General features: G+C 68.8%; 16 protein-coding genes. 13 read left to right on the forward strand and 3 right to left on the reverse strand.

What is annotated here, in order from left to right; translation table 11 throughout:
* Positions 1-73: 73 nt before the first annotated feature.
* From ACFVAV_RS08800 to ACFVAV_RS08810, 3 genes are all read left to right on the forward strand, one after another.
* Complete coding sequence (locus tag ACFVAV_RS08800; protein WP_379032226.1) at positions 74-895, forward strand: acyl-CoA thioesterase; 822 nt, start codon at positions 74-76, stop codon at positions 893-895.
* Positions 896-1,072: 177 nt separating this feature from the next.
* The gene (gene pdxT / locus ACFVAV_RS08805; protein WP_379032229.1) at positions 1,073-1,693 is read left to right on the forward strand and encodes a pyridoxal 5'-phosphate synthase glutaminase subunit PdxT; all 621 of its coding nucleotides are present in this window, start codon (positions 1,073-1,075) and stop codon (positions 1,691-1,693) included.
* A 92-nt stretch (positions 1,694-1,785) separates the two neighbouring features.
* Positions 1,786-2,541, forward strand: a complete 756-nt coding sequence (locus ACFVAV_RS08810; protein ID WP_357344921.1) for a YebC/PmpR family DNA-binding transcriptional regulator — start codon at positions 1,786-1,788, stop codon at positions 2,539-2,541.
* Positions 2,542-2,602: 61 nt separating this feature from the next.
* Here the strand turns inward: ACFVAV_RS08810 and ACFVAV_RS08815 are convergent, their stop codons facing one another.
* Entirely contained in the window at positions 2,603-3,103 is a 501-nt protein-coding gene (locus ACFVAV_RS08815) for an SRPBCC domain-containing protein (protein ID WP_379032233.1), read from the reverse strand.
* A 105-nt stretch (positions 3,104-3,208) separates the two neighbouring features.
* On the opposite strand from ACFVAV_RS08815, the gene ACFVAV_RS08820 reads away from it, so the two are divergent.
* From ACFVAV_RS08820 to ACFVAV_RS08845, 6 genes are all read left to right on the forward strand, one after another.
* Complete coding sequence (locus tag ACFVAV_RS08820) at positions 3,209-3,718, forward strand: O-acetyl-ADP-ribose deacetylase (protein ID WP_379032235.1); 510 nt, start codon at positions 3,209-3,211, stop codon at positions 3,716-3,718.
* Between the two features lie 52 nt (positions 3,719-3,770).
* Positions 3,771-4,283, forward strand: a complete 513-nt coding sequence (locus ACFVAV_RS08825) for an MmpS family transport accessory protein (RefSeq protein ID WP_379032238.1) — start codon at positions 3,771-3,773, stop codon at positions 4,281-4,283.
* Between the two features lie 131 nt (positions 4,284-4,414).
* Entirely contained in the window at positions 4,415-4,984 is a 570-nt protein-coding gene (ruvC, locus tag ACFVAV_RS08830) for a crossover junction endodeoxyribonuclease RuvC (RefSeq protein WP_189024891.1), read from the forward strand.
* Complete coding sequence (gene ruvA, locus ACFVAV_RS08835) at positions 4,981-5,580, forward strand: Holliday junction branch migration protein RuvA (RefSeq protein WP_379032241.1); 600 nt, start codon at positions 4,981-4,983, stop codon at positions 5,578-5,580. The genes ruvC and ruvA overlap by 4 nt, the downstream gene beginning before the upstream one ends.
* A gap of 3 nt (positions 5,581-5,583) precedes the next feature.
* Entirely contained in the window at positions 5,584-6,678 is a 1,095-nt protein-coding gene (ruvB, locus tag ACFVAV_RS08840; RefSeq protein ID WP_379032244.1) for a Holliday junction branch migration DNA helicase RuvB, read from the forward strand.
* A gap of 52 nt (positions 6,679-6,730) precedes the next feature.
* A complete protein-coding gene (locus ACFVAV_RS08845) occupies positions 6,731-7,243 on the forward strand; it encodes a GtrA family protein (protein WP_379032247.1) in 513 nt (170 codons plus the stop codon).
* 22 nt (positions 7,244-7,265) lie between these two features.
* Here the strand turns inward: ACFVAV_RS08845 and ACFVAV_RS08850 are convergent, their stop codons facing one another.
* Both ACFVAV_RS08850 and ACFVAV_RS08855 read right to left on the reverse strand, forming a co-directional pair.
* Positions 7,266-7,844: a DivIVA domain-containing protein gene (locus ACFVAV_RS08850; RefSeq protein ID WP_379032249.1), complete on the reverse strand. Its 579-nt coding sequence runs from the start codon at positions 7,842-7,844 to the stop codon at positions 7,266-7,268.
* 36 nt (positions 7,845-7,880) lie between these two features.
* On the reverse strand, positions 7,881-8,510 hold the full coding sequence (locus ACFVAV_RS08855; protein ID WP_379032252.1) for a TetR/AcrR family transcriptional regulator: 630 nt from the start codon (positions 8,508-8,510) through the stop codon (positions 7,881-7,883).
* A 78-nt stretch (positions 8,511-8,588) separates the two neighbouring features.
* Here ACFVAV_RS08855 and ACFVAV_RS08860 point away from each other — a divergent pair, with 78 nt between their 5' ends.
* The 4 genes from ACFVAV_RS08860 (at position 8,589) to secF (ending at position 13,547) form a co-directional block, all read left to right on the forward strand.
* Positions 8,589-10,076 carry a flavin-containing monooxygenase gene (locus tag ACFVAV_RS08860; RefSeq protein WP_379032255.1) on the forward strand — a complete coding sequence of 496 codons (1,488 nt, stop codon included), beginning with the start codon at positions 8,589-8,591 and terminating at the stop codon, positions 10,074-10,076.
* A 156-nt stretch (positions 10,077-10,232) separates the two neighbouring features.
* The gene (gene yajC / locus ACFVAV_RS08865; RefSeq protein ID WP_379032258.1) at positions 10,233-10,574 is read left to right on the forward strand and encodes a preprotein translocase subunit YajC; all 342 of its coding nucleotides are present in this window, start codon (positions 10,233-10,235) and stop codon (positions 10,572-10,574) included.
* Between the two features lie 100 nt (positions 10,575-10,674).
* The gene (gene secD, locus ACFVAV_RS08870; protein ID WP_379032260.1) at positions 10,675-12,375 is read left to right on the forward strand and encodes a protein translocase subunit SecD; all 1,701 of its coding nucleotides are present in this window, start codon (positions 10,675-10,677) and stop codon (positions 12,373-12,375) included.
* On the forward strand, positions 12,372-13,547 hold the full coding sequence (secF, locus tag ACFVAV_RS08875) for a protein translocase subunit SecF (protein WP_379032263.1): 1,176 nt from the start codon (positions 12,372-12,374) through the stop codon (positions 13,545-13,547). The genes secD and secF overlap by 4 nt, the downstream gene beginning before the upstream one ends.
* The last annotated feature ends 11 nt before the right edge of the window (positions 13,548-13,558 follow it).

The raw sequence follows: 13,558 nt of genomic DNA on the forward strand, positions 1-13,558 counted from the left end.
ATCACAGCAAATTCCGCGGCGCAGTGCCGAGCCGGACAGACCGGGCGGTCGGCGACGGGATAATCTCGAGCGCATGGCGACTATCGAAGAGGCGCTCGAGATCGAGCAGCTGGAACGGGACATCTTCCGTGGTGCGGCCACCGAGTCCCAGCTGACGCGCACCTTCGGCGGTCAGGTCGCGGGCCGGGCGCTGGTCTCGGCGGTGCGCACCGTCGACCCCTCCTTCCAGGTGCACTCGCTGCACGGCTACTTCCTGCGGCCGGGCAACCCCGAGGAGCCCACCGTCTACTTGGTGGAGCGCATCCGCGACGGCCGGTCGTTCTGCACCCGCCGGGTGACCGGCGTGCAGGACGGGCAGGCGATCTTCATGATGTCGGCGTCGTTCCATCGCGGCGACGAAGGCCCGGAGCATCAGGACGTGATGCCCGAGGTCGAGGCGCCTGAGGGGCTGCCCGACGCCAGCGTCACCCTGAGCCCGGAACGGCTGTGGGCGATGCGCGAATGGGAGCACTGGGACATCCGCACCGTCCCGCAGGGCCAGGTCGCCCAGCGCGACGGCGCCGCCTCCCAGCAGCAGGTGTGGTTCCGGTACCGGCACCCGCTGCCCGACGACCCGCTGTTCCACGTGTGCACCCTCGCGTACATGAGCGATATGACGCTGCTCGGCTCGTCGAAGGTGGCCCACCCCGGCGAACCGACCCAGGACGCCTCGCTCGATCACGCGATGTGGTTCCTGCGCCCGTTCCGCGCGGACGAATGGCTGCTCTACGACCAGTCCTCGCCGTCGGCCGGCTTCGGCCGCGCACTCACCGGCGGCAAGATCTGGGATCGGGACGGCAATCTGGTCGCCGCGGTCGTCCAGGAGGGTTTGATCAGGACGCCGCGCCACAAGTAGGCGGTGCGCCGGAACCGGTGCGGATGCCCGCCGCACCGGTCCTGCATTCCTCGGTCTGCCACCAGTGCCGGACCATGCCTGTCTGGGCGATGGTGAAGGAACGCACCCGGCGTCGACGCAACGTCGACGGTGACCGTGAGCGGGCGCACATCGGCACGGCTCGTAAGCTCAGCGCCTGTGAACGCATCCTCCGCTGCCACCCGGCCGACCATCGGCGTCCTCGCGCTCCAGGGTGACGTGCGCGAACATGTTGCCGCGCTGGAACACTGTGGCGCCGACGCGGTGCTGGTGCGCCGGGAATCCGAGCTGGCCGCGGTCGACGGGCTGGTGCTGCCCGGCGGTGAGTCGACCACCATCTCCAAGCTGCTGCAGGCCTTCGAGCTGCTCGAACCGCTGCGCGCGCGACTACGCGACGGAATGCCCGCCTTCGGCTCCTGCGCGGGCATGATCCTGCTGGCCTCGGAGGTGCTCGACACCAGGGCCGACGCTCAGCACCTGTCCGGCATCGATATGACGGTGCGCCGCAACGCTTTCGGCCGCCAGGTCGACTCCTTCGAGACCGACCTCGATTTCACCGGCCTCGACACACCGGTGCGGGCCGTGTTCATCCGCGCGCCGTGGGTCGAGCGGGTCGGTGCCGGCGTCGAGGTGCTGGCGCGCGTGCCGCACGGACCGGCACAGGGCCGCATCGTCGCCGCCCGGCAGGGCAATGTCGTAGCGACCTCGTTCCACCCCGAGGTCACCGGCGATCTGCGGGTGCACGAGCTGTTCGTGGACCTGGTGCGCAAGGCTCGGTGAACGCCCGCGTCCACGGTCGCGCGCGGCCCGAGTAGGCTGGATCGAGCTTGTCCGCCCGGGCAGACGCGCAACCGACCTGAAGGAAGTAGGGCATGAGCGGCCACTCCAAATGGGCCACCACCAAGCACAAGAAGGCGGGAATCGACGCCAAGCGCGGCAAACTCTTCGCCAAGCTGATCAAGAACATCGAGGTGGCGGCCCGCACTGGTGGTAGTGACCCTGCGGGCAATCCGACGCTGTACGACGCCATCCAGAAGGCGAAGAAGTCGTCGGTCCCCAACGACAACATCGAGCGCGCCCGCAAGCGCGGCGGTGGCGAGGAAGCCGGCGGCGCCGACTGGCAGACGATCATGTACGAGGGCTACGGCCCCAACGGTGTCGCCGTGCTGATCGAGTGCCTCACCGACAACCGCAACCGCGCCGCGGGCGAGGTCCGCGTGGCGATGACCCGCAACGGCGGCAACATGGCCGACCCGGGTTCGGTGGCGTACCTGTTCGGCCGCAAGGGCGTGGTGACCCTCGACAAGAACGGCCTGTCCGAGGACGACATCCTCGAGCACGTCCTCGACGCGGGCGCCGAAGAGGTCAACGACCTGGGTGAGTCCTTCGAGATCATCAGCGAGCCCGGCGATCTGATCGCCGTGCGCAGTGCCCTGCAGGCCGCGGGCATCGACTACGACTCCGCCGAGTCCGGCTTCCAGGCGTCGGTGTCGGTCGCGGTCGACGCCGAGGGTGCCCGCAAGGTGCTCAAGCTGGTCGACGCGCTCGAGGACAGCGACGACGTGCAGAACGTCTACACCAACGTCGATATCTCCGACGAGGTAGCCGCCGAGCTCGACGACGAGTAGGCCAGGCAATACCGCTGAACCGCCCCGGCCGTGACATCGGCCGGGGCGGTTCACGTTTCGGCTAGGACGCGCGTTTCTCGTAGTACCCCGCCATGGCCGGGTAGTAGTCGGCGAAGTCCGGTCGCTCGGTGTGTGTGCAGGCGGCGACGAACATGTCCGCGTAGTACTCCCAGCCGGGACCGATCTGCGGGATCTCGGCCAGTTGGTACTCCGAGGTGAGGTGGTGGACCAGGCGCACGTCGGTGGCCGCCCCGGTGTCGAGCAGCGTCACCTCCAGCCGCCACACCCCGATCTGGTCGGTGGCGGAGAGGCCGAGGTGGATCGGCGGCGTGCAGTCGTCGATGTTCATCCCCGTCCACGGCTCGCCCTCCTCGAACCGCATCTGCACCTGGATGGTGTTGCCGGTGCCCGCGTCGCCCTCCCAGGCGCCGTACCAGCTCACGGTCAGGTGCGGATCGGTCAATCGCGCCCAGACTTCCTCGATCGGCAGTCCCAGCGACCGGGTGATCACCAGATCCCTGCCGTCGGACGTCGGCAGGACCTCGCCGGTGGGTGTGGGCATGCGCGGTTCTCCTCGACTCGGGTGGAGCGACGATCTGCGACGGTGTCGACGGTACGCCGCGATATCCGGTGGTGTCGCGCTCGCCACGGCCAGCACAATAGACCGATGACACGGATCGAGGCGGTGCGCGGGGACATCACCGAACAGCAGGTCGACGCGGTGGTCAATGCGGCGAACTCCTCGCTGCTGGGTGGTGGCGGCGTCGACGGCGCGATCCACCGCAAGGGCGGGCCCGAGATCCTGTCCGCGTGCCGTGACCTGCGTGCCTCGCACTACGGGAAGGGCCTGGCGACCGGTCAGGCGGTGGCGACGACCGCGGGACGGCTGCCCGCCCGCTGGGTGATCCACACCGTCGGCCCGGTGTGGTCGGCCGCCGAGGACCGCTCGGCGCTGCTGGCCTCCTGCTACCGCGAATCCCTGCGCGTGGCAGACGAACTGGGTGCCCGGACGGTGGCGTTCCCCGCGATCTCCACCGGCATCTTCGGCTGGCCGATGGACGACGGCGCCCGGATCGCCGTCGACACCGTGCGATCCGCCGGCACCGCGGTCGAGCACGTCCGGTTCGTCCTGTTCGACGACCGGGCGCTCACGGTCTTCCTCGCGGCACTGACCTAGCCCGTCCTCGGGTAAGGTCCTGGCTCTAACCGCTTGTGCCCGAGGGGGACCGATGACCTACCAGCCGCCACCGCCGCCGTACCAGGGTGGATACCCGCAGGGCCAAGGGGGATACCCGCAGGGCGGGTACCCGCCGAACTACGGATATCCGCCGCAGCCGCCGAAGAAGCCGGTGTGGCCGTGGATCGTCGGCGGCATCGTGCTCGTGCTCGTGCTGCTCGGCGGCGGATGCGCGGCGATCGTCGGGGTGGCCGCCTGGCAGGTGGACAAGGAAGTCAACAGCAGCGCTGATCTCGTCTACGAGGTGGGCGGCACCGCCTCGCAGGTCGACATCACCTACTACACCGGCGAATTCGACCAGAACACCGCGAACTCGTCGAGTGTGCCGTGGCGCAAGGACGTCACGGTCTCCGGCTTCGCGAAGATGGGCAGCATCACCGTGACGACATCGGGCCTGGAGGAAGGCACGGTCAGCTGCCGGATCCTGCGCGACGGCAAGGTCCTCGACGAGGACACCTCGACCGGCACCTTCGGTTTCGTCTCCTGCAGCGCGTCCGTCGACTGACCGCGCGGGACCGATCGTGCCCCTGCTCGGCTGTCGGGCAGGGGCGTTCGGGGCTCGTGTCGCTGGTCGGTGGCCGCGGCGGAATGCTCTAGACTTTCGAACAACTGTTCGTTTCTTCGAAGGGGCTGCCGGTGCGGGTGATGGGCGTCGATCCCGGGCTCACCCGGTGCGGGCTCAGCATGGTGGACAGTGGCCCCGGCCGCAAGGTCGTCGCGCTCGATGTCGGCGTGGTGCGCACACCGCCGGAGGCGGAGCTGGCACTGCGATTGATGGCCGTCGCCGATGCTGCCGAGGAATGGATGGATACGCACCGTCCCGAAGCCGTCGCCATCGAACGAGTCTTCGCGCAGCACAACGTGCGGACCGCGATGGGGACCGCGCAGGCGGGCGGCGTGATCGCGCTGGCCGCGGCGCGGCGCGGGATCAAGGTCGCTTTCCATACACCCAGTGAGGTGAAGGCCGCGGTCACCGGCAACGGCACCGCCGACAAGGCGCAGGTCACCGCCATGGTGACCCGGATACTCGGATTGCAGGTCGCCCCGAAACCGGCCGACGCCGCCGACGCGCTCGCCCTCGCGATCTGTCATTGTTGGCGGGCGCCGCTGATGGACCGGATGGCGGCCGCGCAGGCACAGGCGGACGAGGTCCGCCGCCGCTACGAACAACGGCTGGCCGAACAACGGAAGGTGGTGCGCGGGTGATCGCGTCGGTACGCGGCGAGGTACTCGAGATCGCGCTCGACCATGTGGTGATCGAAGCCGCGGGGGTCGGGTACCGGCTCAATGTCACGCCGGCGACGCTGGCCGGGCTCAGCCGCGGCGAGGAAGCCCGGCTGTACACGGCGATGATCGTGCGCGAGGACTCGATGACGCTGTTCGGCTTCGCCGACACCGAGGCCCGCGATCTGTTCGGCCTGCTGCAGACCGTGTCCGGCGTCGGCCCGCGCCTGGCGATGGCCGTGCTCGCCGTGCTCGAGCCGGAGGCACTGCGAAAAGCGCTGGCCGAGAGCAATGTCGCCGCGCTGACCAGGGTGCCCGGCATCGGCAAGCGCGGTGCCGAACGCATGGTCGTCGAGCTGCGCGACAAGGTGAACCTGGTGCCGGTGCCCGCGGGCCCGCCCGGTGCGCAGGTCCCGGTCACCCCTGTGCGCGAGCAGGTCGCCGAAGCGCTCATCGGTCTCGGTTTCCCCGCGAAACAGGCCGAACAGGCCGTCGACACCGTGCTGGCCGACCAGCCGGCCGCCACCACCTCCGTGGCCCTGCGCGCCGCCCTCGGCCTGCTCGGCAAGAACAGGTAGGTCATGGACGACTTCGACACCGACGACTTCGAGACCGACGAATCCGCGCTCACCGCGCGGTATCTGCACTCCGACGGCGAAGCCGAGACCGGCCTGCGCCCCACCTCGCTCGACGACTTCATCGGCCAGCCCCGGGTCCGCGAACAGCTCGCCCTGGTGCTGCGCGGCGCCAAGCAACGCGGCGCCACCCCCGACCACGTCCTGCTGTCCGGCCCGCCCGGCCTCGGCAAGACCAGCATGGCGATGATCATCGCCGCCGAACTCGGCACCGCGCTGCGCATCACCTCCGGGCCGGCCCTGGAACGCGCGGGCGACCTCGCCGCCATGCTGTCGAACCTGGTCGAAGGCGATGTGCTGTTCATCGACGAGATCCACCGGATGGCCCGCCCCGCCGAGGAGATGCTGTACCTGGCGATGGAGGACTTCCGCGTCGACGTGGTGGTCGGCAAGGGACCGGGCGCCACCTCGATCCCGCTCGACATCGCCCCCTTCACCCTCGTCGGCGCGACCACCCGTTCGGGCGCGCTCACCGGCCCGCTGCGCGACCGCTTCGGCTTCACCGGCCACATGGACTTCTACGAACCCGGCGAACTGCTGCGGATCCTGCAGCGCTCGGCCCGCATCCTGGGCGTGCAGATCGACGACGACGCCGCCGCCGAGGTGGCCGGTCGCTCGCGCGGCACGCCGCGCATCGCCAACCGCCTGCTGCGTCGCGTGCGCGACTTCGCCGAGGTCAGGGCGGACGGCGTGATCACCCACCCGATCGCGATGGCGGCCCTCGAGGTCTACGACGTCGACGTGCTCGGCCTCGACCGGCTCGACCGCGCCGTCCTCGGCGCGCTGGTGCGCGGTTTCGGCGGGGGACCGGTGGGTGTGTCCACGCTCGCGGTCGCCGTCGGCGAGGAAGCGGCCACCGTGGAAGAGGTGTGTGAACCGTTCCTGGTGCGCGCCGGGCTGGTCGCCCGCACGCCCCGCGGCCGGGTCGCGACCGCCGCCGCGTGGGAGCATCTCGGGCTGGTGCCGCCGCCGGATCTGGTCATCGGCGCCATCGAAGTGCGTGGCCGCGAACCACAACCGAGCATCGATCTGCTCGACTGAGCGGTAGAGACCCGGCGGGCGCGGCACGGCGACGTCGGTTACTGTCGGCCAGGTGGCAGTCCATGCGGTGGTGCAGCGCCTCCCCGAGCCGTTGCGTTCCCAGCTCCTGAAGCATCGGGAGCTCCTGAAGTTCGCGGTGGTCGGCGGGATCACCTGGTTCATCGACACCGGTGTCGTGTACGCGGTGAAGCTGACCGTGCTCGGCGACAAGCCGCTGACCGCGCGGTTGCTCGGCGCGCTGATCGCGACCATCGCCTCCTACATCCTCAACCGCGAATGGTCTTTCCGCACCCGCGGCGGCAGGCAGCGCAGTCATGAGGCCGCGCTGTTCTTCACGATCAGCGCCCTGGGCATCGGCGTCACCATGATTCCGCAGGCGATCTCGCTGTACGTGCTGAATCTGCGCGTGCCGCACGTGGATCCGGTGGTGCAGGCGGTCGCCAACTTCGTGTCCGGGCAGATCCTGGGCGTGCTGCTGGCGATGGCGTTCCGCTTCTGGGCGTTCCGCCGCTACGTCTTCCCCGACGACCTGCGCGAAGCCGAACTGCACAGCATCCAGGGCTGATCCGCCGGATCTGTGGCTGCGGTCAGTGCCTGCGCTCGGCGTGCTCTAGCGCGGTGATCACCAGATCGATGAACGCGTCCACTTCCTCGCGGGAGTACCCGCGGGTGCCCAGCCGGGTGTCGGTGAACCGGACGCCGCGCACGTCTTCCGAGGTCAGGCTGCCCGGACCGTTGTGGGCCAGTGTCGCCGCGACCAGATCGAGGAACGCGTCGACCTCTTCCTCGTGGTAGCCGCGCCTGCCGACTGCCGACTGGCTGAACCGCATGCGGTGCACGTCGTCGGGGGTGAGCATCTCGGCGACATCGTCGCCCAGCCGGGCCGCGGGCACCGGGGCGGCGCCCTTCTGCCGGTATTCGAGTTCGGTCCTGACCCGGTCGAGGAAGTCGTCGACCTGATCGGCCTGATAGCCGCGGCCGCCGAACCGCGGTGCGCCGAAATGCACGTGACGGATGTCGTCGGCGGTGAGAACGCCCTGTCCGTCGAGGGTGGCCGAGACCAGTTCCAGGAACGCGTCGACCTCCTCGGCGTGGTAGCCGCGATGACCCAGGGTCGGCATGGCGAAGTGGGTGCGGCTCACGTCGTCGGGCGTCACAGCGGTCATTGTGTCAGGATTGCCCTTCTATCCCACGGGTTTTCATCATCGCGCAGCAACTCGGACGCCATCGATGAACAGCCGCCGTACCGCGTGACTGTACACCGCCATCAGCGCCGGATCCGGGGTTCGCAAGCCGTGCACGATGCCGGCCACCACCATCCCCAGCGCCGCTTTCGCCGTCGTGGCGGTGTCCAGATCAGGGCGCAGATAACCCAGCCGGACGCCGTGGTCCAGATAGCCGGAGATGACGATCTCGGTGCTGTCGACCAGACCGAACACCCGGGCGGTGAGCTCGTCGTCGATGCCTGTCGCGTGGAACAGCAGCAGCTGCGGCACCCGTGGGTCCTTGAGCAGCGCCCGGTTGAGCGCATCGCCGATCCGGTCCAGCAGTTCTGCGTACTCGTCGAGGGTGGTCGCGGTCTCGGGGCTGAGCTCGTTCTCGAGTGAGGTGAAGATGCGGCCGGTGACGTCGTCGATGACGTGGTCGATGATGTCGCGCTTGTTGGCGAAGTACCGGTAGAAGGTGCCGTGCCCGATACCGAGGCGGACGGCGATGTCGGCGATGCCGGTGGCGTGATAGCCCTTGTCGGAAAAGCAGTCGAACGCGGTATCGATGATCTCCTTGCGCAATTCGGCTTTGCGCTGTTCGACGCGGGCGGATGGCTTCGTCACCTCGCCGATGTTACTGTCGCCGACAGCGGAATGATGTGTCATTCTGTAACAGACACCTGATGTATGTGGAGGTTCGGCGTGGCACCTCAGTTGGACGCGGTCGTGGTCGGGGCGGGATTCGGTGGCATCGGCGCCGGCATCGAGCTCGACCGGCTCGGACTGCATGATTTCGTGATCCTCGAGCGCGAAAACGACCTGGGCGGTACCTGGCATGTGAACCGGTATCCCGGCCTCGCGGTCGATATCGCCTCGGTTACCTACTCCTATTCCTTCGAGCCGAATCCGCACTGGACCCGGCTGTTCGCCCCCGGCGCCGAGCTCAAGAAGTACGCCGAGCACGTCGCCGACAAGTACGACCTGCGCAGGCGGATGCGGTTCGGCACCGTCGTCGAGGGCGCCCGCTGGGACGAGGACAACCAGCAGTGGGTGGTCTCGATCGCCGGCGGGGAGACCGTCACGGCGCGCTACCTGCTCGCGGCCACCGGATTCCTGTCCCAGCCCTACACCCCACCGTTCCCCGGCATCGAGTCCTTCGCGGGCAAGATCATCCACACCACCGACTGGGACGCCGGCTACGACCTGACCGGGCGCAAGGCCGCCATCATCGGCACCGGCGCCACCGCGGTCCAGCTCGTGCCCGAGGTGGCCAAGAAGGTCGACGCGCTGACCGTCTTCCAGCGCACGCCCATCTGGGTGGTGCCCAAGGTCGACGCCCCGATCCCCGGCGTCGTCCAGGAGATGTTCGCCAAGGTGCCGCTCACCCAGAAGGCGGCCCGGCTGGTCAACACGAGCATGCTCGAGGCGCTGATGGTCGTCGGCGTGCTGCACTACGCACAGGCCAAGCCGCTGAACAAGGCAGCCGCCGCGCTGGCCAAAGCGCACCTGTTCGCGCAGGTGCGCGACAAGGACACCAGGGCCAAGCTCACCCCGCACTACGACTTCGGCTGCAAGCGCCCGACCTTCTCCAACCAGTACTTCAAGACGTTCAACGAACCGCACGTGCGGCTGGAGACGAACTCGATCGACCACGTCGAACCCGACGGCATCGTCACCGCCGACGGGCACAAGACCGAGATCGACACCCTGCTGCTGGCCACCGGCTTCAACCTGTGGGACGTGAACTTCCCGGCCATCGAGATCGTCGGCCGCGACGGCGTGAATCTCGGAAAGTTCTGGCGCGACAACCGTTTCCAGGCCTACGAGGGCATCGCCGTGCCCAAGTTCCCCAACTTCCTCAGCCTCAACAGCCCCTACTCCTACAGCGGGCTGTCGTACTTCACCACCATCGAGGCGCAGATGAAGCACATGGGCAGGCTGTTCACCGAGCTGTTCCGGCGCGGGGAGAAGACCTTCGAGGTCACCGAGCGGGCCAACGCCGAGTTCCTGGACCGGGTCACCGGCAAGCTGGGCAGCTCGGTCTTCTACGGCGGCGACTGCGCCACCGCGCGCAGCTACTACTTCAACCAGCACGGTGAAGCGGCGCTGCTGCGCCCGACCAGCACCGCCAACGCGCACCGCGAGGCGGTCACCTTCCCGCTCGACGACTACACCTACGGCCGCGCCTGACCGGCCGCAGGGCACTGCCCGGCCCCGGTTCGCGTCACCGCGGACCGGGGCCGTTTTCCCTCGCGCGTCGGTGTCCGGTGTGTCGCCGCGGACGGGAACTGGCAGACTGTCAGGCGTACCTGCACGTCCACCACTGACTAGGGACTGACTTCGACGATGGACTTCCTGTTTCCGCTGCTGATCCTCGCCCTGCTCGTGCCGATGTTCTTCGGTATCCGCAAACAGAAGCGGGAGGCCGAGAAGGTCTCGAGCCTGCAGGAGGGTCTGAAGGTCGGTGACCAGGTCATCACCACGTCGGGCCTCTACGGCACCGTCGTGGACCTGGACGACACCACCGTCGACCTGGAGATCGCCGAGGATGTCGTCACCACCTGGCTGCGCCAGGCGATCCGTGAGGTGCGTGCCGAGGAGCAGGCGGCCGAGGAGACCCCCGCCGCGACCGACGCCCCCGTCGAGGAGTCCGCGGAGCAGACCGAGACCCGGCTGACCAAGGACTGATCACTCCCGTCAACACCGGTGCGCGCTGCGTCGCGCTCCGGTGCGGGCACCGCCGTGCCCACCGTTCCGACCTCGACTTCCGCCTAGGAGATGACCTGCTGTGCCACCTTCCCAGGGATCGGCGCATCCGTACCGGCTGCTCGGCGTCTACGCCGCGCTGCTGGCCGTGATCTACGCGCTGGTGTTCTTCACCGGTGATCATTCCCCCACGCCCAAGCTCGGTATCGACCTGCAGGGCGGCACCCGCGTCACCCTGACCGCGCGCACCCCCGACGGCAGCAGGCCGAGCCAGGACAGCCTGAAGAAGGCCCAGGAGATCATCGAGAACCGGGTCAACGGTCTCGGCGTCTCCGGCTCCGAGGTGGTCATCGACGGCGACAACATCGTCATCACGGTGCCCGGCGAGGAGAGCCAGCAGGCCCGCGCGCTGGCCACCACCGCCAAGCTCTACATCCGTCCCGTGCTGGCGGCCACTCAGCCGCAAGCCGGTGGCGCGGCACCCCAGGTGCCCCCGACCCAGCCCGGCGCGCCGCAGACCCCGGCGACCGACACCCCGGCGCCCGTGCCCGGTGAGCCCACCGCCCCCGCGGCGGGCGAGCCCACCACCCCGGCACCGCAGTCGCGGGTGTTCCCGGCGCAGGCACCGCCGACGCCGACCCCGGCCCCCGGCAACGGCAGCGTCCAGCAGCAGCAGGCCAAGGAGATCGCCGACGCCAAGGCGCTGCGGCAGAGCACCGATCAGACTGTGCAGCAGGTCGCCGTGGCGAGCATGGACTGCACCAAGCCCGACCCGCTGGCGGGCAACGACGACCCGGCGCTGCCGCTGGTCACCTGTTCGCAGGACGGCACCGAGGTGTTCCTGCTCGGCCCGAGCCGCATCGACGGCCAGGAGATCGCCGACGCGACCTCCGGCCTGAACACCCAGCAGGCCCGGCACGAGGTGAACCTGGAGTTCAAGTCCGCCGGTGCCGATGCCTGGTCCGATCTGACCGGTGAATACGTCTACAAGCGGGTCGCCTTCGTGCTCGACTCGAAGGTGGTCAGCGCCCCGCAGGTGCAGCAGGGCCCGCAGCTGGGCGGGCGCACCTCGATCTCGGGCAGCTTCACCGCCGACAGTGCGTCCGAGCTGGCCAACACGCTGAAGTACGGTTCGCTGCCGCTGTCGTTCCAGACCTCGGAAGCGGAGACGGTCTCGGCCACCCTCGGCCTGTCCTCGCTGAAGGCCGGTCTGCTGGCCGGCGCGGTCGGCCTGATCGCGGTGCTGCTGTACTGCCTGCTGGTGTACCGCATGCTCGGCCTGCTGGCCGGGTTCTCGCTGCTCGCCGCCGGTGCCGCCGTCTACGGCATCATCGTGCTGCTCGGGCGCTGGATCGGCTTCACCCTCGATCTGGCCGGTATCGCCGGTCTGATCATCGGTATCGGCCTCACCGCCGACTCGTTCGTCGTGTTCTTCGAACGCATCAAGGACGAGATGCGCGAGGGCCGCAGCTTCCGCTCGGCGGTGCCGCGTGGCTGGGCCAGGGCGCAGCGCACCAACCTGTCCGGCAAGACCGTCAGCCTGATCGCCTCGGTCGTGCTGTACCTGCTCGCCGCCGGTCAGGTGAAGGGCTTCGCCTTCACCCTCGGTATCACCACCGTCCTCGACGTGATCGTGCTCTACCTGGTCACCGCACCGCTGATGATGCTCGCCGCGCGCTCGCCGTTCTGGGCGAAGCCGTCGGTGAACGGTCTCGGCTCGGTGCAGCAGATCGCCAGGGAACGCGGTGCAGGCCAGGCCCGGCCGAAGGAGATGTCACGATGAACAACACCCATCCCACCGAGGAAACGGTGTACCTGGACAAGGCCGAGCCGTCGCCGGCCGCGCAGCACGGGTTCTTCGAACGTCTCTACACCGGCACCGGCGGATTCCGGATCGTCAGCCGGCGCAAGTTCTTCTACGCCATGTCCGCGGCGCTGCTGCTGATCTCGCTGCTCAGCATCGCGGTGCGCGGCTTCACGCTCGGCATCGACTTCGAGGGCGGCACGCGCATCCAGGTCCCGGCGGCCGGGAACGTCACCACCCAGCAGGTGGAGGACGTCTATGCCCAGACCCTCGGCCACGGCCCGGTGACGGTGCAGGAGGTCGGTTCCGGTTCCGCCGCGACCATCCAGGTGCGCTCGGAAACTCTGGACAAAGACCAGACCGACCAGGTGCAGGAAGCATTGCGCGCGATGCTCGAGAAAGAGACGGGCACCTCCGTCAGCATCGATGCCATCAGCATGGCCGAGATCAGCGAGACCTGGGGTGGCCAGATCACCCAGAAGGCGCTGATCGCACTCGCGGTATTCGTGGCGCTGACGATGATCTACATCGCGATCCGCTTCGAGCGGGACATGTCGATCGCGGCGATCGTGTCGCTGTTCTTCAACCTGATCGTCACGGCGGGCATCTATTCGCTGGTCGGGTTCGAGGTGACACCGGCCGCGGTGATCGGTCTGCTCACGATTCTGGGTTACGTGCTCTACGACAATGTCGTCGTCTTCGACAAGGTCGAGGAGAACACCCGCGGCGTGCTGCACCTGAACAAGCGCACCTACGCCGAACAGGCGAACCTCGCCGCCAACCAGACCCTGATGCGGTCGATCAGCACCACCGTCATCGGCATCCTGCCGATCATCGGCATGCTGGTGATCGCGGTGTGGCTGCTGGGCGTCGGCACGCTGAAGGACCTGGCGCTGGTGCAGCTGGTCGGCATGATCGTCGGCGCCTACTCCTCGATCTTCCTCGCCGTCCCGGTGCTGGTGTCGATCAAGGAACGCTGGGGTCCGGTGGCCGCGCACACCAAGAAGGTGCTCGCCAAGCGGGCCGGTGGCGGGGTGAGCCCCCGGGTGCCGGTGGCCGCCGGCGCCACCCGCGGCCCGCGACCGACCGACGCGTCGGCGCCGCGGCCGGGTACCCGGCCCAGCGGGAAGCGGCACAAGCGCAGGAACTGACGGCGAGAGCA

This window comes from Nocardia sp. NPDC057663, assembly GCF_042799895.1.
Lineage (GTDB): Bacteria > Actinomycetota > Actinomycetes > Mycobacteriales > Mycobacteriaceae > Nocardia.

Excerpts from the sequence above, each read along its gene's own strand:
- ACFVAV_RS08800 (WP_379032226.1), top strand. The coding sequence starts at position 74 with ATGGCGACTATCGAAGAGGCGCTCGAGATCGAGCAGCTGGAACGGGAC.
- ACFVAV_RS08810 (WP_357344921.1), top strand. The coding sequence starts at position 1,786 with ATGAGCGGCCACTCCAAATGGGCCACCACCAAGCACAAGAAGGCGGGA.
- ACFVAV_RS08815 (WP_379032233.1), bottom strand. The coding sequence starts at position 3,103 with ATGCCCACACCCACCGGCGAGGTCCTGCCGACGTCCGACGGCAGGGAT.
- ACFVAV_RS08820 (WP_379032235.1), top strand. The coding sequence starts at position 3,209 with ATGACACGGATCGAGGCGGTGCGCGGGGACATCACCGAACAGCAGGTC.
- ACFVAV_RS08825 (WP_379032238.1), top strand. The coding sequence starts at position 3,771 with ATGACCTACCAGCCGCCACCGCCGCCGTACCAGGGTGGATACCCGCAG.
- ruvB (WP_379032244.1), top strand. The coding sequence starts at position 5,584 with ATGGACGACTTCGACACCGACGACTTCGAGACCGACGAATCCGCGCTC.
- ACFVAV_RS08850 (WP_379032249.1), bottom strand. The coding sequence starts at position 7,844 with ATGACCGCTGTGACGCCCGACGACGTGAGCCGCACCCACTTCGCCATG.
- yajC (WP_379032258.1), top strand. The coding sequence starts at position 10,233 with ATGGACTTCCTGTTTCCGCTGCTGATCCTCGCCCTGCTCGTGCCGATG.
- secF (WP_379032263.1), top strand. The coding sequence starts at position 12,372 with ATGAACAACACCCATCCCACCGAGGAAACGGTGTACCTGGACAAGGCC.